We start from the raw sequence: 24,297 nt of genomic DNA on the forward strand, positions 1-24,297 counted from the left end.
ATAAGGAACCGGCTTTTTGGCGCAAGTTTTAAACAAACTTTAGCGAATAAAGTTTTCAACCTATTTCACCGAAATTCGCAACATTTTTCCGTCCGTTTGAGGCTTTGCAATGTAGGTTCCAGGGCGCTTCACCGTAGCTGAAATTTTTGAGCGCAAACTTTCGGAGCCGAACGCCTTCAATTTTGCAACAAGGCGACCTTGCATATCGAACACATCATAACTAGCCTCATGCAGAACAGCGTGCATCGCAGGCTTTCCAATCGCAATCGTCTTTTCGCTTTCAAAGTTCAGCCAGTCGATATTGACGTAGTTTCCGACAATTTCAAGCTTGAGCACATGCTCGCCCGCCGAAAGGCTCACCTTCCCGGCATCGACCGTCGAATAAGTTTCCCAGCCCGCGCCTTGCGGGAACGCGACATTGTCCAAGGCGACCTTGCCATCGACATACAGCTTCATACCCGTATTTTCCGAAGAAGTCGCATAGCAGACTGAAACCGCGTAATCTTCTTTTTCAGCAACCTTCACAGTGTACTCAAGCCATTCGCCCTCTTGCGTGTAACCAACGGCATAGCCATTGCCGGCCTTCACGATATCAACAGCGTCTTCGCGATATTCACCACCCTTGTTGTCATCATCCAAATCAAGATAAGCCTTGCCCGAACCGCCTACATCGTAATTTTCGACTTCGACTTTACCAGGAATCTCCATAGCCGTATCCTTGTAAGGGGCTTGCGGAATAATCGGCGTGATATACACACGATAGCCATACTTTGTATTCGTGATATTTACAGGCACCGTAATCTTTCCGCCACTTACATCGTAATCCTTATTTGATACAGTCGTGGTCGAAGGCACTGCCTTGTCCTTATTTTCCCATACAACATATTCTACAGAGACATTTACCTGACTGCCAAATTCTGCAGGGATGCCCGAAATATTCACATTCACATCGCCCTTGGTGTTGCCGCCAAGCACGATACTTGCAAAGCCCTTCTTCTTGTCGAGAGCGGCAAAACCGTCCACGCCATCGCTCTTGTCGTTCGGCGGGGTCACTTTAGCCATGTAACCGCTCATGTCGCCATACCACTTATAAAGCCACCAGCCACCGCCACGTTCATTGTCCTTGGTGAGAAGGCTCCCCAAACGACCTGGAAGCGGTACAAACCACCAGGAAATCATTGCGCTTTCGACGCCGTGACGTTCAAACTTTGCAATAAACGGCACCGACAAACCCGGACAACCTTCTTCGGAATGCTCCGTCGAAGAATATTCGTTGATGCTCAGCGGACGCGGAGTCACGTTATACTTTTTTTCAAGCGCGCGGTAGGTTTCGACAGCTCCAACAAAGCCACCACTCCCCCACTGGTGCCAGCTCACGACATCGGGCAAGCAGTTATTCTGTGCACAATACTTGATAAACGCTTCCATTTGCGAAGCGTGGTAGAAAGAGTACGAAGGGCCGATAATCTTTGCACCAGGGTCCATCTGCCGAATCAAATCGTAAGTCTGTTTCCAGAGACCGGAATTGAAGTCGATATTCGATTTCCAAGTGTCATTCGGCTCGTTCCAGATTTCGTAACCGTCAAAATTCTTGTTGTTTGATTTAAGCTTGTCGTTGATGACCGATTTTACTTCATTTTTCCAGTGGTCCATATTCTGGAACTTGTACGGCCATCCCGGCAAAACGTCAGCAAGGCGAATCTGAATTTTCGCACCGATGCTTTCGACACGGGGTGCCACAAGGAAAGCCCCACCAATCGGCTGTTGGCGACCGTTACCGCTGCGCGCCGGAGAAAGGAACACGTTCGGCTTGAGCGGGGCGACATCACGCTCGATATTGCTCGGAAGACTCTCAGTAAGGCCATAAAGCGAGCCCGTCGCCACATGCGTCACCGGCTTGATGCTATCGCCAAGACTTACACCCAGATTCACCGCGGCCTGAGAAGCAGAAACCGCCAAAAATAAAAAGAGAAATTTGTTTTTCATACCACATCCTTTTTACCACAATAAAAAATACCCCCATAAAGGGGGTATTTCACAGCAATTTGAGCGTTTTTTATTGTCGGATTGACAAAACTACTTGCAAGCAAAACCTTGCAATTCAAGCCCGGCCCGCATCTCGCCATAAGTCGAAGTGCGCTTCATGTCCATCGCCTTCATGAATCGGCAATCATTATCGATATGCATCTGGAACCCCGTCATCGTCGGGACCACCTCGCCCTTGCCACTTGCACGGATATGTTCCATCATCTGGTCGCGCCTGTCGAACTGTTCCGGTGGCACAAACACATCCGTCACGATATCGACATTTTCAATTTCTGAATCGCCGAACACAAACGAAATCGTCACAAGATTCTTGAGTCCATTGAACTGGCCATCCACCTTGCAGACAAGATTCTTGTGCGCATTCTTCTTTTTCGATTTGTTCTTCGTCTTTTGCGCAGCACTTGGCTTTGGGGTGTAATCCAACGCGCTCAGAAGCTCCGGTTCCTTGACAACGCCCACGCGCTGGTTTATAATGCGACCATCCTTGATGAAAAAGAACGTCGGAAACGCCCGAATCGGGAGCGTATTCTTGATTTTCTCGATATTCGGTTCGTCAATCCCGATAGACGCAATCTTGATATCGCTGTAATTTTTCGCAATACCGATAAGCGTCGGAATCATGACAAGGCACGGCGGGCAGCTCGTCGACGAAACTTCCAGAATCACAGGCTTCTTGGATTGCAGAATTTCCTTTTCGAAATTGTCATCGTTGATTTTAACGATTTTAATATCTTCGGACGCCCCCGCCGCAAGAACCGCAGACACAACAAAGATAGCAACCTTCATCGCCAAATTTTTTCTTAAGCCGATCATTTTCGTTTCCTTAATTTTTTATCGACAAGATACAAAAAAGCCGACCCTGCGGCCGACTTTTCCATCCATTCTAAGGATTTAGATTACTTTGCGCAACCCGTGCCGAGAGTCCCCATCATCACACTCACACACTGGGCTTCTATCGCCGCCGCTTCTGCACTGCCTGCCGGATATTCAAGGCATTCGCCAAAGACACCCGGGACATCGCAAGAAACCATCGCGCCCGTTGCCGGAGTATCAGTAGTGGGCGTGCCTGTAGCAGGCGTATCAGTTGCAGGAGGATTCGTGGCCGGAGCTGCATTTTCGCAACCCGCCACAGGATTGCCCAAAGTCTGCATATCCCACTGAGCGCCATTGCATTGAGCCAATTCAGAATAACCCGTGACAGCGACAGTTGCGCACTTGTTCACAGTCTGGGAACAAGTGTAGTTGTTATCCAGATCAAAGAACTTATCAACACTCGCCGGGAGCGTATCCTGTTTCGGACCTGCAGCCGGAGCGTTTGGCGAACTATCGTCACTACAGGCTACAAAAGAAGCCATAGCAATGGCAGCAATAGGAAGAATCAATTTTCTCATAATGTGTACTCCTTAAAATAATTGGTAGGGATAAACTACAAAAAATACAAACAAAAAAAACAACAGATAAAATATTGAATTTTTAATTATGGCAAATTCGCCATAATTAGCCTTGAGTATGTCAATTTGATCCTAAGAAATAGAGTTTATTTCAAAAATGTCAAAATACGTCATTTTTAATATATATATTTGATATTACAGAAAAATCTACCCTATTGCGCATTATATAGGAATAGGATATTTTAGAGAAGAACAAAAAAAGAATGTAATGCGTAAAAAAAATTGGACCAGGAGGAAGTATGAAGGTCTTGCTAGATACAAACATCATCATTCACAGAGAAGCTAGTCATGTGGTTAACCAGGATATCGGCATTCTCTTCAAATGGCTAGATCGCACCCACTGCGAAAAAATCGTCCATTCTAAATCAATTGAAGAAATTCTCAAGAACAAAAACACTACAATCGTTGAGTCTTTCAAGGCAAAAATTCAGAACTACGAAATTCTGCAAAATCCTTCACCTATGGCAGAAAAAGTCCTCGTCGTATCAAAAATGATGGACACAACCGAAAATGACTCCGTAGACACCATTTTGCTTAACGAAGTATTTTGCAATCGTGTAGACTTGCTGATCACCGAAGACAAAAAGATTCATACAAAAGCAGCCGCTCTAATTATTTCAGACAAGGTCTTCAATATTGATCGATTTCTAGAAAAGATTTTCTCCGAAAATCCGGAATTGGTCAATTACAAAGTCTTGAATGTTCAAAAGGTTCCTTTTGGAAAGATTGATTTGAACGATCCATTCTTTCAGTCCTTAAAAAATGACTATGCGGGATTTGATAAATGGTTCCTGCGAAAATATGACGAGTCCGCTTATATCACCATCAATTCAAACAACGGCAAGTTGCTCTCGTTCCTTTACGTTAAGAAAGAAGATGTATCAGAAAGCTACGCCGACATCACTCCACCATTGCCACCAAAGAAGCGTTTAAAGGTCGGTACATTCAAAGTTATCAGCAACGGCTTTAGACTTGGTGAAAGATTCTTAAAGATCATTTTCGACAACGCCTTGAAAAACAAGGTCGAAGAAATCTACGTAACGATTTTCGACAGGACCGACGAGCAGAAGCGGTTGATCGCCCTTATGGAAAAGTGGGGCTTTGTCTATTGGGGTAAGAAAGGTGACGAGAGCGTATATGTTCGCGATTTTAATCCGAATTTCGCTATAGACGATGTTTGCAAAACTTATCCCTATATTTCAAAAAATCGCGATACATTTATAGTTCCCATTTATCCCGATTACCATACGGAACTGTTGCCAGACTCCATTTTAAACACGGAATCGCCGAGCGACTTTGTGGAGGATTCACCTCATCGGAACAGCATTTCGAAAGTGTATGTTTCGCGAGCCTATGAACCGCACCCCAAGATGGGGGACCTTCTTGTGTTCTATCGAACGGGAGGATTATACAAAAGCGTCATTACCACAATCGGTATTGTAACTGAAATTAAGGAAAATTTCAGCAATAAAGAAGAATTTGTTGTTTACTGTCGCAAGGGAAGCGTGTTCCCCGAGAAAGAACTCGAGAAAATGTGGGATTATCGACCTCAAAGACCTTTTGTGGTGAGTTTTCTTTATGTATATTCTTTCCCAAATAGAATAAACATGAGCAAGTTGATTGACATGGGCATCTTTAACGGAGTCAATGACGCACCCCGCGGTTTTAGATTAATCTCTAAAAACCAGTTTGAATGCATTTTAAAGGAGACCGACAGTGAAGGCTGTTTTATTGTCGATTAAACCGGAATTCGCTCATAAGATTTTTGAGGGCTCAAAAAAATATGAGTTCCGCAAGCAGGTCTTCAAGGATAAGTCCGTAAAGAAGGTCATCGTGTATTCCTCGTCACCGGAACAAAAGGTTATCGGAGAATTTGAAATCGAGACCATCCTAGGTGACTCGCCTGATAAAATTTGGATTCAAACAAGACTGTATTCAGGGATTTCGCAGGAGATCTTCAAGAGTTATTTTGAAGGACGGGACAAGGCCTATGCGATCAAAGTGGCCTCGACCAAAAGATACTCCAAGCACAAATCCCTAGCGGATTTTAACATTCATACTGCACCACAATCTTTTGCGTACGTGAATGTGTGAGGAAAAGACAAAGACGCCAAGCGAATTTTCTCATGCATAAAAAAATATATAAAGGACTAAATTTAATGAATTTTTCTGCGCTTTCTCTTTTTGCTAGTGCTGGTGTAGCTGAGACATATTTCGAAGATCATGGGGTTCATATAAAGGTCGCTTCAGAGTTGCTTCCACAAAGAGCTCGTTTTCATGAACATTTATATCCAGACGCAAAAATGTTTCAAGGCGATATTACGGATGAAACAGTTTATTCTGAAGTAATAAATGCAGCCAAGAAAGCAAAATGCGATTTTATTCTTGCGACTCCCCCATGTCAAGGAATGAGTACTGCAGGACTGCAAAAAAAAGATGATCCTCGTAACCGCCTTATATTGAGTGTTCTGCGGGCAATAAATGACCTTAAGCCCAAATATGTTATGATAGAAAACGTGCCTGAACTTTTACAAACATCTATTTATATAGATGGCGAATGGAAATCCATAAACAACTATATCCATGAACAACTAGATGCTAATTATTTTTTTAATGAAAAAAAAGTTGTTAACGCGATGTACTATGGAGTACCCCAATCAAGAGAACGTTGCGTTTATCTATTGTCAAGAAAATCTACAAGAATCCATTGGGAATTTCCTAAACCGGCAACTCAAGTATGCACAATGAGAGATGCAATTGGAAACCTTCCTTCACTGGATCCGAATGTGACTGACATATCTGAGGAAGAACGAAAAAAGCTTTTTCCCCACTATTATGAAAAAGAGGCTGCTGGACTTAAAGTGTCAAAATGGCATTATCCACCCAAGCATAAACTCCGCCATGTCATAGCAATGATGCATACACCAGAAGGGCACTCTGCTTGGGAAAACAAAAAATTTTATCCAACTTTGAAAGACGGCCGAAAATCAAAAGGATACAAAAATACATATAAACGGCAATGGTGGGATAAACCAGCTTATACAATAACAATGTTCACAAGTCGATTAGGCTCCCAAGAAAATGGTCATCCAGGACATCCTATAACAGAATCAGATGATGAAAATGAAAGAATTTGGTCGGATGCTAGAACAATGTCCATTCTCGAGTTAATGCGATTGTCTTCGCTGCCAGATAATTGGAATATCCCAGAGTGGGCCAGTAGTAATGTGATTAGGGAAATTATCGGAGAAGGAGTTCCTCCAAGATTATTGGAGGCAGCACTTATCTCATTGGAGAATTTGATTGGTGAAAGAGATGCTTAAATTTAAGGAACCCCTTAAAGCATTGTCGCTTTTTTGTAATGTCGGAATAGCAGAAAGCTATTTTAAGGAGATAGGCGTAGACGTAAAAGTAGCGAATGAATTACTTCCTGAAAGAGCAAAATTTTATAGTCATTTGTATCCAGACGTCAACATGATTAATGGGGACATTACAGATCATAATATATTCCAAAAAGTGATATCGGCAGCCAAAAGATCCAAAGTAGATTTTGTTATGGCAACACCTCCTTGTCAGGGAATGTCTTGCGCTGGCCGAAAAGACCCTAAAGACCCGAGAAATATCTTGGTCTATTATGCCATTGAGGCTATAAAAATAATTAAGCCTAAGTTTGCACTAATCGAAAATGTACCAATGCAACAGCATACGAAAATAAACTATAAGGGGAAGGATGTTTTCATACCAGAATATGTTGAAGCAGAATTAGGAGATTCCTATACTTTTAATACAGAACGTGTTGTAAACGCGGCTGATTTTGGAGTTCCGCAATCCCGGAAAAGATACATTTATCTTATGGCTAGAAAAGATCAGAATCTAATATGGAACTTTCCGAAAAAGGAAAAGCACCAAATAACAGCACAGGAGGCTATAGGTCACTTGCCATCATTAGATCCTCTACTTAGAGAAGAGTCGGAACGTTGGAGATTCCCAGACTATGAAAAAAAGAAAAAAGCAGGATTGAAAATTTCAAAATGGCATTATGCAACAAAACAAAGTTGGAAACTTGTTGAGCTCATGATGCATACACCTTCGGGCAAGTCAGCTTTTCTTAATGACCATTTTTTCCCCAAAAAAAATGGTCGCCGAGTAAAGGGAGCTCCAAGAACCTATATGCGAATGTTTTGGGATAAACCAGCAACAACGATTATGCAAAATAGCGATGTCATTTCAGCTTTTATAAATGTTCATCCAGGAAGAGTTGTTGTTGATAGTGATGATGATCGAGAAAGGATTTATTCCGATGCGAGAACATTAAGTATTTATGAGTTGATAATTCTTTCGTCTTTACCAACGAATTGGAACATTCCTGAATGGGCTGATGAAAAATTAATCCGCCAGGTTATCGGTGAAGGAATTCCACCCTTGCTGATAAAAAAGGCAATCGAATCATTAATAAAGGAGTACCAGTCATGTTAGGAAATATAACCATTGACAAATCAAGCATGGTGCTTAATTATTTCTTGCACACCATCCATCTAATAAAGAAAAATGGAGGAAAACTAGAACGAACCAGATTTGAACGAGAAATGGCTCATTTTGTGGGAGTATCTGTTTACAATGATGATGGAACAACAAATAGGACTCCGTACAACAAATCTAAATTTCCTCGTTACTTTGGTTTTGTTGAAAGTGTAGATGTGGGCGGTCAGGAATTCTTATATTTGACGGGACGAGGAATAGAACTGAGTTCGATTATTGGGGAAAGAGCTCTTTCGGATGGATCTACAGAGTATTATATTACTAATAGAAATTATTTTATAACATTAATATTTTATAGTCTTTGGTTTGACACCTTTGGAAAAAACAATTGCGGAGCGGAGCAATCATGCACAGATATTGAGCCACCCAAAATAGTGTTTAGAGCGTTACAAGAACTAGGAAAAGCGTCTGCAGAAGAAATATATTATGTTATATATGGATTAAATGGTTTTCCCAAGCAGAAAAAACAACCAATTCATTCTTCTTTTGAAGACGCTATTGAAAAGGTTAAAGAAAAAAGGAACAACCGCTATGATTATAAAAATTGGATTCGGTCATGGAATCTAAAGAATCTTGTTAGCGATTGCAAAATCATAAACATCTTTACCGAAAAAGGATTCGGTCTTTTATCTTCTAATGAAAATAAAAACGGAGATATAGAATATTCTCTATCTAGTAATTTAAAACAAGAACATTTAGAATTCATCCATAAACTAAATCCATATTATAAACCTTTATTCTTTATTCAGGATTCGGACAATTCAAAAGATTACGTTCAGGAATGGCTAAAGTATTCTGTTTACGGTAAGTTTTGTTCAAATAGAAACATATTCCATATTCATACAAAAAATATTATCAAATCAATTTTGAACGACAAAAACTTTGTTCAAGCACTAAAGGCTGCCTACATCAATCCCAAAGAATCTTTTTATTTAGAATTTGACACTGCTGATTACAATGAAATCATCGATTGTTTTGCAGACAATGCGACGTTACTAGATCGCATAGATGATGTAATGGATGATTTTAATGGCTGGTCTAGTGTTGGAGTTCATAGTATTTCTTTATATAGTGAAATCGTTGCATTAGCAAAGAAATCCTATAACGGGCACAACATCAAAGAAATCTTAAGCCCAAACACAATTCGACTTCCGGCAAATCTTAATATCATAGGAGTGTAATAACATGCCTCTAGACATCACCGTTGGCCATTTAAACATGCCAAACCAAACAAACATTCCTACAAAAAAAAACATATCAGAAAGAAAAGACTTGTTGTCCTTCTCACCAACCCAAATCATCTACTATGGTGTTCCCGGCAGCGGAAAAAGCCATACAGTCGATGACGAAATCAACAAGAAACTAAGTAAATATAACGAAAGAAAAACAGAGGACAACAAGATTACGTATGACAATCAGGTAACCCGTGTAGTCTTCCATCCTGATTACGGAAATGCGGATTTTATTGGGCAAATAATGCCGAAAATCCGAGAAGGTCATGGAGTAGATTATGTGTTCAAGCCAGGTCCATTCTCGCAGATTTTGCGAAAAGCATATCTTAATTCAGACAAACCCTATTTCCTTATTATAGAAGAAATCAACCGAGGAAACGCGGCCGCTATTTTTGGCGAAATGATCCAGCTGTTGGATCGAATTAAAGAGAACAAAGATAAAAGTGGATATAGTACAGGTTGGAGTTCCTACTCTATATGGAATGATGATGTTAATGACTATATCCGAGATATCAATGCTTATAACAAATTTGAGCATAGCGGTTGTGTAAAAGTCAACCATCCTAAAGATATGCTAGATGGCAACGGAAATCCAGCTGACTCTCCTGATGAGAACGGCAAAAAAGAAATCGATTTTTCTTCAGCGACTTCTTACAGTTCACTAGAATTAATTCTCCAGGGATTTGATTATAAGCAAACATTCCGGGAATCTACAGCAATTCGCCTCCCGCCTAACCTCTCTATCTACGCAACAATGAACACTAGCGACCAGAATGTGTTTACGCTTGATAATGCGTTCCAGCGTCGTTGGGAAATGAAACAAATATCTAACGATTTGGCCCATGATGATTCCACCGCAGACACAACAAAACAGTATGATCAAATCATCGGCGATACAAATGTCAAATGGGGAGAATTCCGCGAAGTAATAAATGAAATAATCATGCAGTCTGCCGAAGAAAATGGTTTATCCAGTATGGAGGACAAACGCCTTGGCGGGTGGTTTATCACACCCAAGAAACTCGATGATAATGAAAATTCAAAGGCTGTTATCACAAAAAATGCTTTTGCAGAAAAGGTTCTCAAATACCTCTGGGATGACGCATTTAAGTTTGACCGAAAAGCGCATTTTGGCAATGTGAAAACACTTGAAAAACTTATTGAAAACTTTGATACAAAAGGCTTCAATATTTTCGCTGATACAGATATAAAAAAACTGCAGGAGATAGCTTCGACTAAGACCAACAATGATGGTTCTATAAATAATTCGACAAGTACCCCCACACAGAATGACAACAACGGATAAATACATTCCTCAACAGGAACGCCCGAAACTTAGCGAAGTTTGCGTCTATGGAGGCAAACAAAGCGATGAGTTCGCTGGGATCCGTTATGAAAACGGATCGTTAAAGGTGTATTTTCCTTTTGGTTATTCTAAGCCAATAGATGACGAAAAAGAATATCGCAAGGATATATTGAATCTTATTTCAGTTCTTGCAGCCTATTCCAAAGAAAGTAAAAGTGTTGACCAGAATCGTCAATTAAACGAAGACGAAGTTCAATTTCCGATTCATGCTTACCTTCATGTTTTCAATTATTTCCTAAACTTTGGTTACTACATTGAAAACGAGATGACATACAAAAGGGCTTCGAGTGGGAAAATTAATTGGCCAAGAACGATCAAACAGATTCGCCCCAAAATTGCGGGCGAGCGTCCAAACGAATCGGTTGTTTATCTCGATTTCATAACAAAAAGGTCGAGCAACAACGAAAATGAAATCATAACGCAAATTCATCAATATTGTGTTTATGAGAGCTACGAGAAAGTCGGATGCTTGTTCGGGTATTTCCGACCAAAAAAGCCAACCATTCCCTTTAATGCAAAGATGTTCGCCGCCATTTTGAAAAATAAGATTTCAAGAACATTCAACGAAAAGCACATCCTACTTTTTAGAAATATGCTTGACATCGTTTGTTACATGGGCAAACGGAATGACAATCGAAAAGCAAGTTTCGGCACTAATGATTTTGAATATGTTTGGGAAGGCCTGATTGATGATGTTTTTGGTGTCAAAAAAAGTGAAAAAGAAAAATATTATCCGCATTGTGCTTGGCATATCAGTGATAAAGATAGCGATGCAGAATGGAACGAAACAAAAAGAACGGCATTACGCCCCGACACAATAATGTTATCCGCAAACAATGATGCAAAAATTTTTGTTCTCGACGCGAAATACTATCAATATGGGGAAAATCGCGAGTCCAAGAGATTACCCGGAACAGGTTCAATCATTAAGCAAATCGCTTACGCAGAATTTATAGAAGCAATGCGCCAACAGAAACCGAAGATTGCCCAAGGCGATATCTACAACGCATTCATCCTACCTTACGCAACAACATTTAGCGAATCAAAATATCCAATGGAAAATTTCGGATATGCAGATTGCAATTGGAAAAATACAGAAGCAAAAACATACCATAAAATCTATGGAATATTGCTAGATGTCCGATCCATCATGCATCGTCACCCGAATCATTCCGACAAAGACATAGCCGAACTCGCCGCAAGAATTGAAGGCAGAATTTAATACACTAATTCCGTTATGTAAAATTTTCTTACTCCCCTAGCCAGACTTTTCGATATTAGGTACATTAATGCAGCACGTGATTCTCTGTCAAATGGAGAATCGCGTCTTTTTTTATTCCGAAAATTCTGAATAAGGGGACGCCTCTAACATCAAACGGTCACAAATGGTGACCACTCGGAGGCAAAAAGCACCTATCATGAATGAAAATATTGACAACTTGTCAAAATTTGATTACATTATAAAAAGATACACGGTCAGAATAACACATAAGGCTTTAAAGAACCTTGATAAAATGCCCAAGCCAGAACAGGAAAAGTTCTTCCGTTTGAAAACGGCTTTGGAAACAAGAGGTCCTGAACAGCCCTCGTTTATGAATTATTCTAAACTCGGTATGAACATGTATCATTGCCATTTGTCAAGAAAATGGGTTGCATGTTGGAAAAATGAATCGGGAACTTTAACTATAGAGGTCTACTATGTTGGCAGTCGTGAAAGCGCCCCCTACGCACGGCACTAAGAAGCCGGTATCCTTCAAGATCGAAGGAGAACAGATTCCCGACTTCGTTTTGGGGATGCTCAAGTACATGTTTCCGAAATGTGTCAAGATTTATGAAACGCCGCTCAAAAAACGTCATGATATGGATGAGGAATCGGTTGTGCTCGAAAGTACCGATTGGAACAAGAGAATGTCCGCGGAAATGACACCAGGCAAGGCCATCCGTGCCGACCGTGGGCTTCGCGGATGGACGCAGAATGTTCTCGCGCAAAAACTCGGCATCTCTATACAGAACCTTTCTGCGATGGAACATGACCGTCGTCCGATATCCAAGAAAATGGCCGCAAAGCTGTCTCTAATTTTCGACGTTCCACCCGAAACATATTTCAAGTTCTGACTGTAAAATTTTCTTACTCCCCTAGCCAACATTTTCGATATTAGGTACATTAATGCAGCACGTGATTTTCTGTCAAATGGAGAATCGCGTTTTTTTTTATTCCGTGATTTTGGAATAAGGGGACGCCTTCAACTAATCAAAGGAGGCGCAACGGCTCTATCTAATATCGACATCGCTACAATTCTTTCAATGGAAGAATCGCAGACTTTTGACCGCAAAAGCATTAATATTGCTCCGCGTGATTTTTCCAACCATGTCTGCGCATTCGCCAATGCCGATGGCGGCATTATCGTAGTCGGCATTTCGGACAAGACCAAACGCATAGAAGGCGTTGATTCTCGGGAACGCCAAGTAAATGAGCTGTTGCGAGTACCAATGGACTTCTGCACGCCAACGGTTCCATTCGTTCATGAATTTGTGGATTGTGTAGATTCAAACGGCAAGGCAAACCATGTTCTTGTTTTCCATATAGAAGCGAGTCCGCTTGTCCACGAGAACCAGGCGCATGACGCCTATATACGGATTGGAGACAAATCAAAAATTCTTTCTTACGAGGACCGCATGACGCTTAGCCTAGACAAAGGATTGCGCTCGTTTGAAGATATTTTGGTTCCAGATTCAAGTTACGACGATATTGATGAAGTTTACCTCAAGGAGTATCTGCAAATGGTAGGATACTCAAGAAGCCCTCGGGAGTATCTATTGCAAAACAAGAACTTTGCCAAGGAGAAGGCCGGCGAAATACGGCTAAGCGTTGCAGCTATATTACTATTCGGAAAGAATCCGCAGCAGTTCTTTCCTCGCGCTCGTGTACGCTTTATCCGCTATGAGGGTACCGAGGAAAAATTTGGAACTGAGATGAATGTCATCAAGGACGTAATCTTTGAGGGGCGAATTCTTGAACAGATTCGGCAGGCTGTTGCCTATATTCAGACGCAAATCAAGGAACGTACGTATTTGACCAAGGGCGGAATTTTTACCACAGAACTTGAGTATCCTGAATTTGTACGTACAGAACTAGTTGTCAATGCGGTAACACATAGGGATTACTCTATTCGCGGAACAGAAATTCAAATCAAGATGTTCGATGATCACTTGGTTGTCGAGTCACCAGGCAATTTGCCGAGTCAAGTAAAAATTGACAAGATTAGGAATGCACATTTTGCACGAAATTCACACATAGCGGAGTACCTGAAAGATTACAAGTATGTTAAAGATTTTGGAGAAGGCGTTGACCGAATTTATCGAGAAATGGAGGCGTCAGGTTTACCTGTGCCTGAATACCGTCAAGATTCATTCATTTTGAAGGTCATTGTCAAAAATTCAGGTTTTGCCCTTCAGAAAACGGGATTTGAGTCCGAAAAAACGGGATTCACCCTTCAAAAAACGGGAATTGAATCTGAAAAAACGGGATTTGCTCTCCAAAAAATGGAAATCGCATCTATTGTATTAAATTCAGGTTTTGGGAAGACAATAAAAGAAAAAATGAAAAAAATCATTGATGAAATAGACGAAAATCAAGTAATTGCAGCAAAGGATATTATGAAAATTTTAGCGTGTAAGCCAACAGCCGCAACAGAGATGATTAAACGAATGCGTTCGCTGAATCTTTTGAAGAAAATAGAAGGAGTAGGACCAGGTCGTTATTCCTTAAATTTTCTCTCAATAACCACACCGAAGGACTTGTAAAATTTTCTTACTCCCATGGCGCAAGCGCCAAATGGAGAATCGCGTTTTTTTATTCCGTGATTTTGGAATAAGGGGACGCCTCTAACATCAACCGGTCGCAAATTGTGACCACATGGAGGCTATTATGGCAGAAAACAAAGAAGAATTTGAGTTGCCAAAGGAACTCTTGGAATCAATAGCGGGGCTTAATGAACTTATGAGCCAGCAACAGGATCAAGCAGCAGCAATGATGTACAGATTGATGTTCCGCCATGAACGGAATCTCCATCTACTAGACCGCTATTCAGATATCGTACTTGAAGGCGTTTCTGGCATGGGTAGCGAGTTCGCGAAAGAGGATTACAGGAATTTTTTGCAATACCTGTCGTATGTTATTCCGGACGAATACGCTCCGCATAAGGAAATGTACGAAGAAGAGCTCAGAATCGCCGAAGATGATGATGAGTCTGCAGATAAGGAGGTCACGTAATGGATCTTGTAAAATAGATGTTCAAGTACGGGCGTCTTTATTCCGGTGTTGATCCCGAGTTTATCGAAGATGATGTATTCCGCATTATCCAGCCCCTGAACGAAAACTATTCATTCGATGCAAAGATTGCAAACGGAATAGGTGGTCAGAAGACTACACAGAAAACTACACAGAAAACTACACAGAAGACTACACAGAAAATTCTTGCTGCGATGGAGGATAACCCCAATGTGACTATATCCGAATTGTCGGAAATTTGCGGAATAACTGTTGATGGTGTAAAATGGCAATTGAGAAATCTCACAAAAACCGGACGCATCGCCCGCATCGGTGGAGATCGTGGTGGTTATTGGGAGGTGTGCGGAAAGTAACTTTTCTATCTTTCACGTCATGCAAAACGAAAACTCTCAAGAAAAGATCAAAGGCAACCCGATTGCCCTTTTGCCTATCGCCGTATTCCTGGTACTTTATCTGGGTCTCGGCATCACGTTTGAATATGTCCTCAAGATCCCGATGGGATTTTACAACATACCGATTGTCGCGGCATTCTTGGTGGCGATTTTCGTGGCTTGCGTACAGAACCGCAAGCTGAATTTTGACCACAAGATGAATGTGATGGCAGGCGCACTTGGCGACCGCAATATTTTCTTGATGATCCTGATTTTCCTTTGCGCGGGCATTTTCGCAGGGATTCTCGGGCGTTCAAGCGCCTCAGCGGCGGCATACTTGCTCTTGGATTTCATTCCGGCGCAGTTCGCGGTGGTAGTGCTGTTCGTTGTCGCGGCGTTTGTCTCTACGGCGATGGGTACGTCTGTTGGCACGATTGCAGTGGTCTCCCCGATTGCGGTCGAAGTCGCACAGATGGCGGGCTTTGGCGTTCCATTCTGCGTAGCGACGGTGATTGGCGGCGCAATGTTCGGCGACAACTTGAGCTTTATTTCGGATACGACGATTGCGGCTACATCTACGCAGGGTTGCAAGATGAAGGATAAGTTCCGTGTGAACTTTCTGGTGGCAGCTCCGGCGGCACTTCTCGCGATTATCATCATCACGGCAATTTCGTTTGTGACCAAAGCAAATACGGTTGCCGAAAACTCCTACAATCTCGTACAACTTATTCCATACGTTCTCGTATTGGTACTTGCGCTTACGGGCATCAACGTTTTTGCAGTGTTGCTCATCGGCATTGTTGCGGCATCCATCATTATGGTGGGTTCCGGCACACTCGACATGATTGGTCTTTTGCAGAACATCGGGAACGGCATTTCGGGAATGTACGAGACAATTCTCGTCGCAGTTCTGGTGAGCGCCTTGTGCGGGCTCATTCGCATTCACGGCGGTTTCGCAGCTCTGTTAGACTTTATCCATAAAGTGTTCAAGGGACACCGCAGCGGTCAAGTGGGCGTTGGCCTCTTGGTGAGCGCACTCGACATCGCAACGGCAAACAACACAGTCGCCATCGTGATGGCAGGTCCGATTGCAAAGCAGATGGGCGACGAATACAGAATCTCGCCGAAAAAGACAGCTTCGCTTCTGGACATATTCAGCTGCGTCGTGCAAGGCATTCTGCCTTATGGCGCACAAATGCTCGTAGCGCTCGCCGCCATTTCAACAGCTATCCCAAATGCAAACATCAGCGCGTTTGACCTCATTCCCTACATGTTCTATCCATTCCTGTTACTTGTCAGCGTACTTATATTCATTGCAATTTCTCCGCGCAAGAACAAACACTAACTTTAACAAAGTTTTGCGCCAACGATCCCCGCTACTAGCGGGGATTTTTTTCATATTCCAATTTAGACTACCCCACAACTACTCCTCATATACGTTACTTTGTAGTTTACAATTGAGGCAGACAAACGTCTCAGAATAAACTAGGAGGAAATCATGAAAACCTTAAAATTCATAACAGCTGTAATGCTTGCGTTTATGGTCACAACATCGTTCGCAGCACGAATAGTCAAATCGAAACTGGGCGATATCGAAGTCACCAACGCAAAGGACGGTGGGAAAGTTTTCTGCACAGCAGAATTCAATGACGAACTGACAATTGTCAAAGAAGCCGAAACTAAAGTCCTCGTCAAAGGGCGATGCGGAATGGGCTGGGTCGATAAATCAAAAGTTGAATATGTCGCCAAGGCGCAGGACAAAGTCATTATTTTTGACGAAATCCCGTTATTAGATTGGCACGACAATCCAATGGTTACCGGTATTTTGATCGACGACATTGAAGATTTTGACATCGCACAGATTGACCGCGATTTCAAAGAATACCTGACATACACTATGGATCGTGAGCAAACAGAAATACGAAATGGAGAGAACTGAGCTCACGCATCAGCGCTGCCCTGCGGGGCAGCGTTTTTTTTATAGCCCTTTCATAGCCTTGTACAAAGTCAAAACAGTTAACAATTCTTTATAATTTTATTACATTTTCCGTCGATTAAACAAACACAGATATTTCATCAAGGAATTCTTATGAATATTGCTATCGTCGGTACCGGTTACGTTGGACTTGTTAGCGGTACATGTTTTGCCGAAATGGGCGTCAACGTGACTTGCGTCGATGTGAACCAGGCCAAGATTGAATCTCTCCAAAAGGGAGAAATCCCTATATACGAACCGGGTCTCGATGAAATGGTGCTCAGGAACCAGCGCGAAGGCCGCCTCAACTTCACAACCGACCTCGCTAGCGTTCTCGACAATGTCGAAATGGTATTCAGCGCCGTGGGTACGCCTCCGGATGAAGACGGTTCCGCCGACTTGCAGTATGTGCTCGCTGTGGCACGCACATTCGGCCAGAACATCAAGAAGTACACCGTTCTCGTGACCAAGTCAACCGTCCCGGTCGGCACCGCCAAGAAGGTCAAGGCCGCCATCCAGGAAGAGCTCGACAAGCGTGGCGTGAACGTCCCGTTCGACGTGGCCAGCAACCCGGAATTCTTGAAGGAAGGCTCCGCCATCACGGACTTCATGAAGCCCGACCGCGTTGTCGTGGGTGTCGAAAGCGAACAGGCCAAGGAACTCATGACCCGCCTCTACCGCCCGATGATGCTCAACAACTTCCGCGTGATCTTCACGGACATTCCGAGCGCCGAAATGATCAAGTACGCCGCGAATTCCATGCTCGCAACCCGCATCAGCTTCATGAACGACATCGCAAACCTCTGCGAACTCGTAGGCGCCGACGTGAACATGGTCCGCAAGGGCATCGGCAGTGACACCCGCATCGGCAGCAAATTCCTCTACCCGGGCTGCGGCTACGGTGGAAGCTGCTTCCCGAAGGACGTGAAGGCACTCATCAAGACCGCCGAAAAGAACGGCTACAAGATGGGCGTTCTCAAGGCTGTCGAAGAAGTCAATGAATACCAGAAGACAGTCCTTTTCAACAAACTCGCAAAGCGTTTCGGCGGCGAAGCCAACCTCAAGGGCAAGACGATTGCCATGTGGGGTCTCGCCTTCAAGCCGGAAACGGACGACATGCGCGAAGCGACCGCACTCGTGCTTATCGACAAGCTCACCAAGGCTGGCGCTATAGTTCGAGTCTATGACCCGGTTGCCATGAACGAATGCAAGCGCCGCGTGGGTGACATCGTCACTTACTGCAACGACATGTACGAAGCATTGCTCGATGCCGACGCACTCCTCCTCGTGACCGAATGGAAGCAGTTCCGCATGCCGAGTTTCGGCGTGATGAAGAAGTCTATGAAGAACGCCCTCATCATCGACGGCCGCAACATCTACGACGCGAAGGAACTTGCCGACGCCGGATTCGAATACAGCGCCATCGGTTGCTAAGGAATAGCCATGCTTGATAAAAACGTTATCCTCAATGGAAAGGCCGTCCTTGTTACGGGTGCGGCAGGATTTATCGGCTGCAACCTCTGCAAGAAGTTGCTTAACGACTACAACTGTTCCGAACTCGTCGGACTCGATTCCATCACCGACTACTATGACGTAAACATCAAGCACGAGCGCCTCAAGGAAATCGAGGCTCTCGCGACATCAACCGGCAAGAAGTGGACATTCGTAAAAGCGAACCTCGCCGACAAGGCTGCAATCGACAGCCTGTTCGAGAAATACCACTTTGCCGTCGTCGTGAACCTCGCCGCCCAGGCCGGTGTCCGCTATTCCATCACGAACCCGGATGCCTACATCCAGAGCAACCTCATCGGTTTCTACAACATCCTGGAAGCATGCCGCCACAATGAGGTCGAGCACCTCGTGTACGCGAGCTCCTCCAGCGTGTACGGCAGCAACAAGAAGATTCCGTATTCCACCGACGACAAGGTCGATAACCCGGTCTCGCTGTACGCCGCCACCAAGAAGAGCAACGAGCTCATGGCACACGCCTACAGCAAGCTCTACAACATCCCGAGCACGGGGCTGCGCTTCTTTACGGTCTACGGCCCCGCTGGCCGCCCGGACATGGCATACTTCGGCTTCACCAACAAGCTCAAGGCGGGCAAGACCATCCAGATTTTCAACTACGGCAAGTGCAAGCGCGACTTCACTTTTGTCGATGACATTGTCGAAGGCGTTGTGCGCGTGATGCAGCACGCTCCCGAAAAGCAAAACGGCGAAGACGGCCTCCCCCTCCCGCCGTACAAGGTCTACAACATCGGCAACAACCACCCCGAAAACCTGCTGGACTTCGTGACAATCCTCCAAGAGGAACTCGTCCGTGCGAAGGTGCTCCCCGCCGATTACGACTTCGAAGCGCACAAGGAACTCGTGCCAATGCAGCCCGGTGACGTGCCCGTGACCTACGCTGACACGACCGCCCTGGAGAATGATTTCGGTTTCAAACCCGCCACCCCCCTCCGCGAAGGTTTAAGAAAGTTTGCAGAATGGTACGCAGGGTATTACGGAAAAGTAGAATAATAATTAAAGTTCTTTTTACAGAACAATCAAGCCGTCACTTTCAATCTGAAATTGGCGGCTTTTTTCTATTAAACATTAGAAAAACCTCAAAAAAAAAAGATTTATCAAAGAAATCATAAGACAAAGCGAGAGTATATTATAAGGAAATAAAAAAAATGTAAAACGTAAACAGTGAAATTTTCTACTTTTACGATCTCAATTGAGAATTGACCTATTGGAATTTTGCACGTGAAAAAAGTATTGCATATATCGAAGTACTACTATCCCTTTACCGGAGGCATAGAACAGGTCGCCAGAGACGCCGTTCGAGCTCTACAGGGAAAATTCGAGCAAAAAGTTCTTTGTTTTGAACACGACAACAGCGAGAACCAGAACGTCGTTGACGATATCGAAGTCATTCGCTGTAAATGCCAGTGCAAAATTTTTTCGCAGTCCATTTCGCTAGAATTGGCTTGTAAGTTCAAGGAACTGCTTAAGACGTTTAAACCGGATTATATCGTATTTCACTATCCGAATCCATTCGTCGCAAGCATTCTTTTAAGGAACATTCCCAAGGAAACCAAGCTCATTCTCTACTGGCATCTGGACATTACCCGCCAGAAGATCTTAGGCAAGATATTCCATCCGCAAAACTTGGCCCTACTGAAAAGAGCAGACAGGATTATCGCGACAAGCCCCAATTACATTGAGGGCAGTAAGTATTTGTCAAGATTCAGATCCAAATGCAAAGTCATCCCGAACTGCATTGACGAAAACCGTCTTGCAAAGACTCCCAAAGCAGTCGAGCTGGCAGAAAAGATCAAGCAAGAAAACAAAGGCAAGACCATCTGTTTGTCTGTCGGACGCCTTGTACCATATAAAGGCTACAGCTATCTCATCAAGTCAGCTCAAAAGCTAAACGAAAATTTTGTTTTCTATATCATTGGCGATGGAGAAAAGAGAAAGTCGCTAGTAAGTCAGAGCAAAAACTGCCCTACAGTCAAGTTCCTTGGGAAACTAGCGGACGACGAACTTAAAGCCTACTATTTGGCAGCAGACATTTTCTGCTTCCCATCAATTACCAAAAACGAAGCGTTTGGAATCGCCCTTGCCGAAGCCATGTACTTCGGTCTGCCCTCCATTACATACACCATTCCAGGAAGTGGCGTAAACTACGTGTCCCTGAATGGCGAAACGGGCTTGGAAGTTCCTAATAGGGATGTCGAAGCTTATGCAAACGCAATCAAGGAACTTTCTGCGGACAAGGACAAAAGAAAACAGTTTGGGGAAAAAGCATTTAACCGCGTGATAGAAAAATTTCTTTTCAACCAATTCAAAAAGAGCTTTATTGACTTGATAGCGGAGTAATGAATGATTGCGGTCAACGCACGCTTTTTAACCCAACCCCTTACTGGAGTTCAGCGGTTTGCACTCGAAATATCGAGAGCGTTACAATCTCTTTGTGGAAAGAATAATATTCTTTTTTTTTCACCGAGCAACATTCTATTACAATCAGAAGCAAAAGAACTTAATGTTGAAATCATCGGCAAGCATACAGGGCATCTTTGGGAACAGATAGACCTTCCCCGTCACTTAAAAAAGAACGGCAATCCACTACTTATAAATTTGTGCAATATAGCCCCGATTTTTTATAGCAATAAATTATCTACGCTGCACGATATTATATACATCCGTTATCCCCACACCTATTCAAAAGCATTTCGCTGGTTTTACCGAATTACCATGCCTCTTGTTTTAAAAACAAGCAAGCATATTTTTACAGTCAGCGAGTTTTCAAAAAAAGAAATCACCAGTCACTACCACATCCCGCAAAATAAGATTACAGTCGTTTATAACGCAGTCGATAAAAAATTCCGCCCACAGCCCGACAACGCACTAAAAAAAGAAAACTACCTTTTGGCGGTATCCTCCGTAAAGGAAAGCAAAAACTTCGCATTAATCCTCAATGCTTTTGAAGCCTTGTCAAAGCAAAGAGACGACTTAAAATTATTCATTGTTGGCGATTTAAAACAAGGAAATTTTTCCAATATCGACTTGAATAAATTTGTCAATCATCCAAGAATCAAGTTTTTGGGAAGAGTTGACGACAACCAACTAATAAAACTGTATTCCAACGCAAACGCATTTCTTTTTCCTTCTTTATATGAGGGCTTTGGCATTCCTGTTTTAGAAGCACAGGCTTGCGGGTGTCCAGTCATAGCATCAAACACCGCCTCATTGCCAGAAGTGTTACAAGATTCAGCAGAATTTGTCAATCCGCAAGACCCAGCAGACTTAACCCGCGCCATCAGCAAGATAGTAACCCATTGTGAATACAAAAATCAACTGATAGACAAAGGTTTCCAGAATCTGGAACGTTTTTCATGGGAAAAAAGCGGAAATACCATATTAAACGAAGCAAGAAAAGTAATGTAAAAATTCACTTTTTGCAAAGGATCTAACATGGCAGATAAGGCAGTTGCAATAATAGCGGTCACTTACAATAGATTAGATTTGCTGAAAGAAGAAATTAATTCCCTAAGAGAACAAACATACAAAGATGCACAAATCATTGTAGTCAATAACGGATCCACGGATGACACTCTTTCATGGCTACAACAGCAGCAGGATATCATAACTATAACACAAGAAAATCTAGGTGGAGCAGGCGGTTTTTTTACAGGTATGAAGTATGCCGCTGAAAACGGCTACAAATACTGTTGGGTTATGGACGATGACGTCATTTGCCAACCTACAGCCTTAGATGAATTAGTCTCAGCATACAAAGCGCTCCCAAACATAGGATTTGTTTGCAGCCGAGTCATTGGCATTAACGGTCAGCCGATGAACACTCCCAATATCAATTCACTAAAAGCAGACGGCTACAACGATGTGATTGACTATGTGGCAAACTACGCCTTGGTAAAAGTTATACATGCCACATTTGTTTCAGTGTTCTTATCGACAAAAACAATTTTTGAAGTAGGTTTACCGCTAAAAGAGTACTTTATTTGGGGGGATGACGTTGAATACACACGCCGAATATCTTCCAAGTACCCCTGTTTTGTTGCATGCAGAAGCATTGTAACCCATAAAAGAGCCATTCAAAAGTCATTACAGCTAATTCAAGAAACCAATCCACGACGAATAGCAATGAACTTTTATAAATTCAGGAACGAACTGAATAACGAAAGAAAGTTTAAAGATTGGCACATGTTCTTAATTACTTTTTTAAAGGATATCATTCTCCTAATAAAACTACTTAGCCATTTTAAACTACGACATGCATTTATCATAGTAAAAAGCATTCTTTCTACTATTACCTTCCGACCCAAAGTTCAATTCCCAATTGAAAATAGCAAATGAAAATTTTAATTGTAAATGAGTTTTATTATCCGTACCAACGAGGAGGCGCAGAGGTCTCTACGCAGCTACTTGCAGAAGAGCTTGTGAATTTGGGTCATCAAGTTACAGTCTGTTGCTCTTTTTCCAAAAATAAAATCGAGACACATAACGGCGTAAAAATTCATTACATGAAAGTCAACCCCTTATATTGGGGTGGGAATAGCACATCTCCGAGCGGTTTAAAAAAAGCTCTATGGCACATTATAGACTTGTGCAACCCATTCATAGTCAAGCCATTCCTAAAAATACTTGAAGAAGAAAAACCTGATATCCTGCATACCAATAATTTAAGCCATTTTTCAACTCTTATTTGGTTCTTGTCAAGCTTAAAGAAAATACCGGTATGCCACACAATTCGAGACTATTATTTGTTATGCCATAAATGTACCATGTTCAAAAACGGGTGCAACTGCATTAAAAGATGTCCTTCATGCAAAGCGACTTCTTTTTCCAAGCGCTACTTTTCAAAATACGTAAATGGTGTTGTTGGCATAAGCCAGTTCATTCTAGATTGTCATACATCATTCAACGTTTTTTCCAAAGCAAAAAACAAAGCAGTCATCTTCAATCCTGTAAAAAAAACATCTACAAATACTGAACATAAAGTCAATCACGCAATAGGCTTTATAGGAACAATACATCCAAGCAAGGGCATTGAAGTTCTAATAAAAGCATTTGCCAAATGCAATTTGAACAACTACCAATTGCTAGTTGCAGGTTCTGGAGACAGTACTTATATAGAATACCTAAAGCAACTTGCAGGGAATTCAAAAGTCACATTCCTGGGAAGGCAAGTCGCTTCTGAATTTTACACCAGAATCGATTTATTAGTTGTACCTTCTTTATGGAACGAACCTTTCGGAAGAACCGTTGTCGAAGCGCAATCCGCAGGAATTCCAGTCATCGCCTCCAACAAAGGTGGCATACCAGAAATTTTGGCGGATAGAAAATCCGGCATGTGTTTCAATCCCGACATCGAGGAAGAACTAACAACATGCATTCAGAATTTCGTCAACAAAAAAATTCAATTTGAAAATAATTTTCGTTTTGAAAATTTCAGCAGCCCAGAAATAGCCCAAAAATATATTTTATTTTACGAGACCATAAAAAGAGAATATTAAT

23 protein-coding genes are annotated in these 24,297 nt (G+C 42.6%); 20 read left to right on the forward strand and 3 right to left on the reverse strand.

Going from position 1 to position 24,297, the window contains the following annotated elements; genetic code table 11:
• Positions 1 to 60 precede the first annotated feature (60 nt).
• From B9Y77_RS08350 to B9Y77_RS08360, 3 genes are all read right to left on the reverse strand, one after another.
• Positions 61 to 1,986, reverse strand: coding sequence for a carbohydrate-binding protein (locus tag B9Y77_RS08350; protein WP_085491192.1), 1,926 nt, complete (start codon positions 1,984 to 1,986; stop codon positions 61 to 63).
• 90 nt (positions 1,987 to 2,076) lie between these two features.
• Positions 2,077 to 2,859: a thioredoxin family protein gene (locus B9Y77_RS08355; protein WP_085491193.1), complete on the reverse strand. Its 783-nt coding sequence runs from the start codon at positions 2,857 to 2,859 to the stop codon at positions 2,077 to 2,079.
• Positions 2,860 to 2,942: 83 nt separating this feature from the next.
• Complete coding sequence (locus B9Y77_RS08360; protein WP_085491194.1) at positions 2,943 to 3,437, reverse strand: hypothetical protein; 495 nt, start codon at positions 3,435 to 3,437, stop codon at positions 2,943 to 2,945.
• 299 nt (positions 3,438 to 3,736) lie between these two features.
• Here B9Y77_RS08360 and B9Y77_RS08365 point away from each other — a divergent pair, with 299 nt between their 5' ends.
• The 20 genes from B9Y77_RS08365 (at position 3,737) to B9Y77_RS08460 (ending at position 24,296) form a co-directional block, all read left to right on the forward strand.
• Positions 3,737 to 5,239: a PIN domain-containing protein gene (locus B9Y77_RS08365; protein WP_085491195.1), complete on the forward strand. Its 1,503-nt coding sequence runs from the start codon at positions 3,737 to 3,739 to the stop codon at positions 5,237 to 5,239.
• Positions 5,214 to 5,591: an ASCH domain-containing protein gene (locus B9Y77_RS08370; protein WP_085491196.1), complete on the forward strand. Its 378-nt coding sequence runs from the start codon at positions 5,214 to 5,216 to the stop codon at positions 5,589 to 5,591. Before B9Y77_RS08365 ends, B9Y77_RS08370 begins: the two co-directional genes overlap by 26 nt.
• Positions 5,592 to 5,656: 65 nt before the next feature.
• Positions 5,657 to 6,820: a DNA cytosine methyltransferase gene (locus B9Y77_RS08375; RefSeq protein ID WP_176221723.1), complete on the forward strand. Its 1,164-nt coding sequence runs from the start codon at positions 5,657 to 5,659 to the stop codon at positions 6,818 to 6,820.
• Positions 6,804 to 7,973, forward strand: coding sequence for a DNA cytosine methyltransferase (locus tag B9Y77_RS08380; protein ID WP_254899989.1), 1,170 nt, complete (start codon positions 6,804 to 6,806; stop codon positions 7,971 to 7,973). The genes B9Y77_RS08375 and B9Y77_RS08380 overlap by 17 nt, the downstream gene beginning before the upstream one ends.
• The gene (locus B9Y77_RS08385; RefSeq protein WP_085491199.1) at positions 7,967 to 9,217 is read left to right on the forward strand and encodes a hypothetical protein; all 1,251 of its coding nucleotides are present in this window, start codon (positions 7,967 to 7,969) and stop codon (positions 9,215 to 9,217) included. Before B9Y77_RS08380 ends, B9Y77_RS08385 begins: the two co-directional genes overlap by 7 nt.
• Before the next feature lie 4 nt (positions 9,218 to 9,221).
• A complete protein-coding gene (locus B9Y77_RS08390) occupies positions 9,222 to 10,574 on the forward strand; it encodes an AAA family ATPase (protein ID WP_085491200.1) in 1,353 nt (450 codons plus the stop codon).
• Positions 10,558 to 11,856 carry an LlaJI family restriction endonuclease gene (locus tag B9Y77_RS08395; RefSeq protein ID WP_085491201.1) on the forward strand — a complete coding sequence of 433 codons (1,299 nt, stop codon included), beginning with the start codon at positions 10,558 to 10,560 and terminating at the stop codon, positions 11,854 to 11,856. Before B9Y77_RS08390 ends, B9Y77_RS08395 begins: the two co-directional genes overlap by 17 nt.
• A gap of 196 nt (positions 11,857 to 12,052) precedes the next feature.
• Positions 12,053 to 12,373 carry a type II toxin-antitoxin system RelE family toxin gene (locus B9Y77_RS08400; protein WP_208854524.1) on the forward strand — a complete coding sequence of 107 codons (321 nt, stop codon included), beginning with the start codon at positions 12,053 to 12,055 and terminating at the stop codon, positions 12,371 to 12,373.
• On the forward strand, positions 12,333 to 12,749 hold the full coding sequence (locus tag B9Y77_RS08405; RefSeq protein ID WP_085491202.1) for a helix-turn-helix domain-containing protein: 417 nt from the start codon (positions 12,333 to 12,335) through the stop codon (positions 12,747 to 12,749). Before B9Y77_RS08400 ends, B9Y77_RS08405 begins: the two co-directional genes overlap by 41 nt.
• 189 nt (positions 12,750 to 12,938) lie before the next feature.
• Positions 12,939 to 14,438 (forward strand): ATP-binding protein, encoded by a 1,500-nt coding sequence (locus tag B9Y77_RS08410; RefSeq protein WP_085491203.1) that lies wholly within the window; start codon positions 12,939 to 12,941, stop codon positions 14,436 to 14,438.
• A gap of 124 nt (positions 14,439 to 14,562) precedes the next feature.
• A complete protein-coding gene (locus B9Y77_RS08415) occupies positions 14,563 to 14,907 on the forward strand; it encodes a hypothetical protein (RefSeq protein ID WP_085491204.1) in 345 nt (114 codons plus the stop codon).
• A 17-nt stretch (positions 14,908 to 14,924) separates the two neighbouring features.
• Entirely contained in the window at positions 14,925 to 15,278 is a 354-nt protein-coding gene (locus B9Y77_RS08420; protein WP_085491205.1) for a winged helix-turn-helix domain-containing protein, read from the forward strand.
• A gap of 19 nt (positions 15,279 to 15,297) precedes the next feature.
• Entirely contained in the window at positions 15,298 to 16,641 is a 1,344-nt protein-coding gene (locus B9Y77_RS08425) for a Na+/H+ antiporter NhaC family protein (RefSeq protein WP_085491206.1), read from the forward strand.
• A gap of 153 nt (positions 16,642 to 16,794) precedes the next feature.
• Positions 16,795 to 17,235, forward strand: a complete 441-nt coding sequence (locus tag B9Y77_RS08430; protein WP_085491207.1) for a hypothetical protein — start codon at positions 16,795 to 16,797, stop codon at positions 17,233 to 17,235.
• 150 nt (positions 17,236 to 17,385) lie between these two features.
• Positions 17,386 to 18,705 carry a UDP-glucose dehydrogenase family protein gene (locus tag B9Y77_RS08435; RefSeq protein WP_085491208.1) on the forward strand — a complete coding sequence of 440 codons (1,320 nt, stop codon included), beginning with the start codon at positions 17,386 to 17,388 and terminating at the stop codon, positions 18,703 to 18,705.
• A 9-nt stretch (positions 18,706 to 18,714) separates the two neighbouring features.
• Positions 18,715 to 19,791, forward strand: coding sequence for an NAD-dependent epimerase/dehydratase family protein (locus B9Y77_RS08440; protein WP_085491209.1), 1,077 nt, complete (start codon positions 18,715 to 18,717; stop codon positions 19,789 to 19,791).
• A 228-nt stretch (positions 19,792 to 20,019) separates the two neighbouring features.
• Positions 20,020 to 21,138 (forward strand): glycosyltransferase, encoded by a 1,119-nt coding sequence (locus B9Y77_RS08445; protein ID WP_085491210.1) that lies wholly within the window; start codon positions 20,020 to 20,022, stop codon positions 21,136 to 21,138.
• Between the two features lie 3 nt (positions 21,139 to 21,141).
• Positions 21,142 to 22,206: a glycosyltransferase family 4 protein gene (locus B9Y77_RS08450; RefSeq protein WP_085491211.1), complete on the forward strand. Its 1,065-nt coding sequence runs from the start codon at positions 21,142 to 21,144 to the stop codon at positions 22,204 to 22,206.
• Positions 22,207 to 22,233: 27 nt separating this feature from the next.
• A complete protein-coding gene (locus B9Y77_RS08455; RefSeq protein ID WP_085491212.1) occupies positions 22,234 to 23,136 on the forward strand; it encodes a glycosyltransferase family 2 protein in 903 nt (300 codons plus the stop codon).
• A complete protein-coding gene (locus tag B9Y77_RS08460) occupies positions 23,133 to 24,296 on the forward strand; it encodes a glycosyltransferase family 4 protein (protein ID WP_085491213.1) in 1,164 nt (387 codons plus the stop codon). Before B9Y77_RS08455 ends, B9Y77_RS08460 begins: the two co-directional genes overlap by 4 nt.
• The last annotated feature ends 1 nt before the right edge of the window (position 24,297 follow it).

The sequence above is a fragment of the Fibrobacter sp. UWB13 genome, assembly GCF_900177805.1.
Classification (GTDB): Bacteria; Fibrobacterota; Fibrobacteria; order Fibrobacterales; family Fibrobacteraceae; genus Fibrobacter.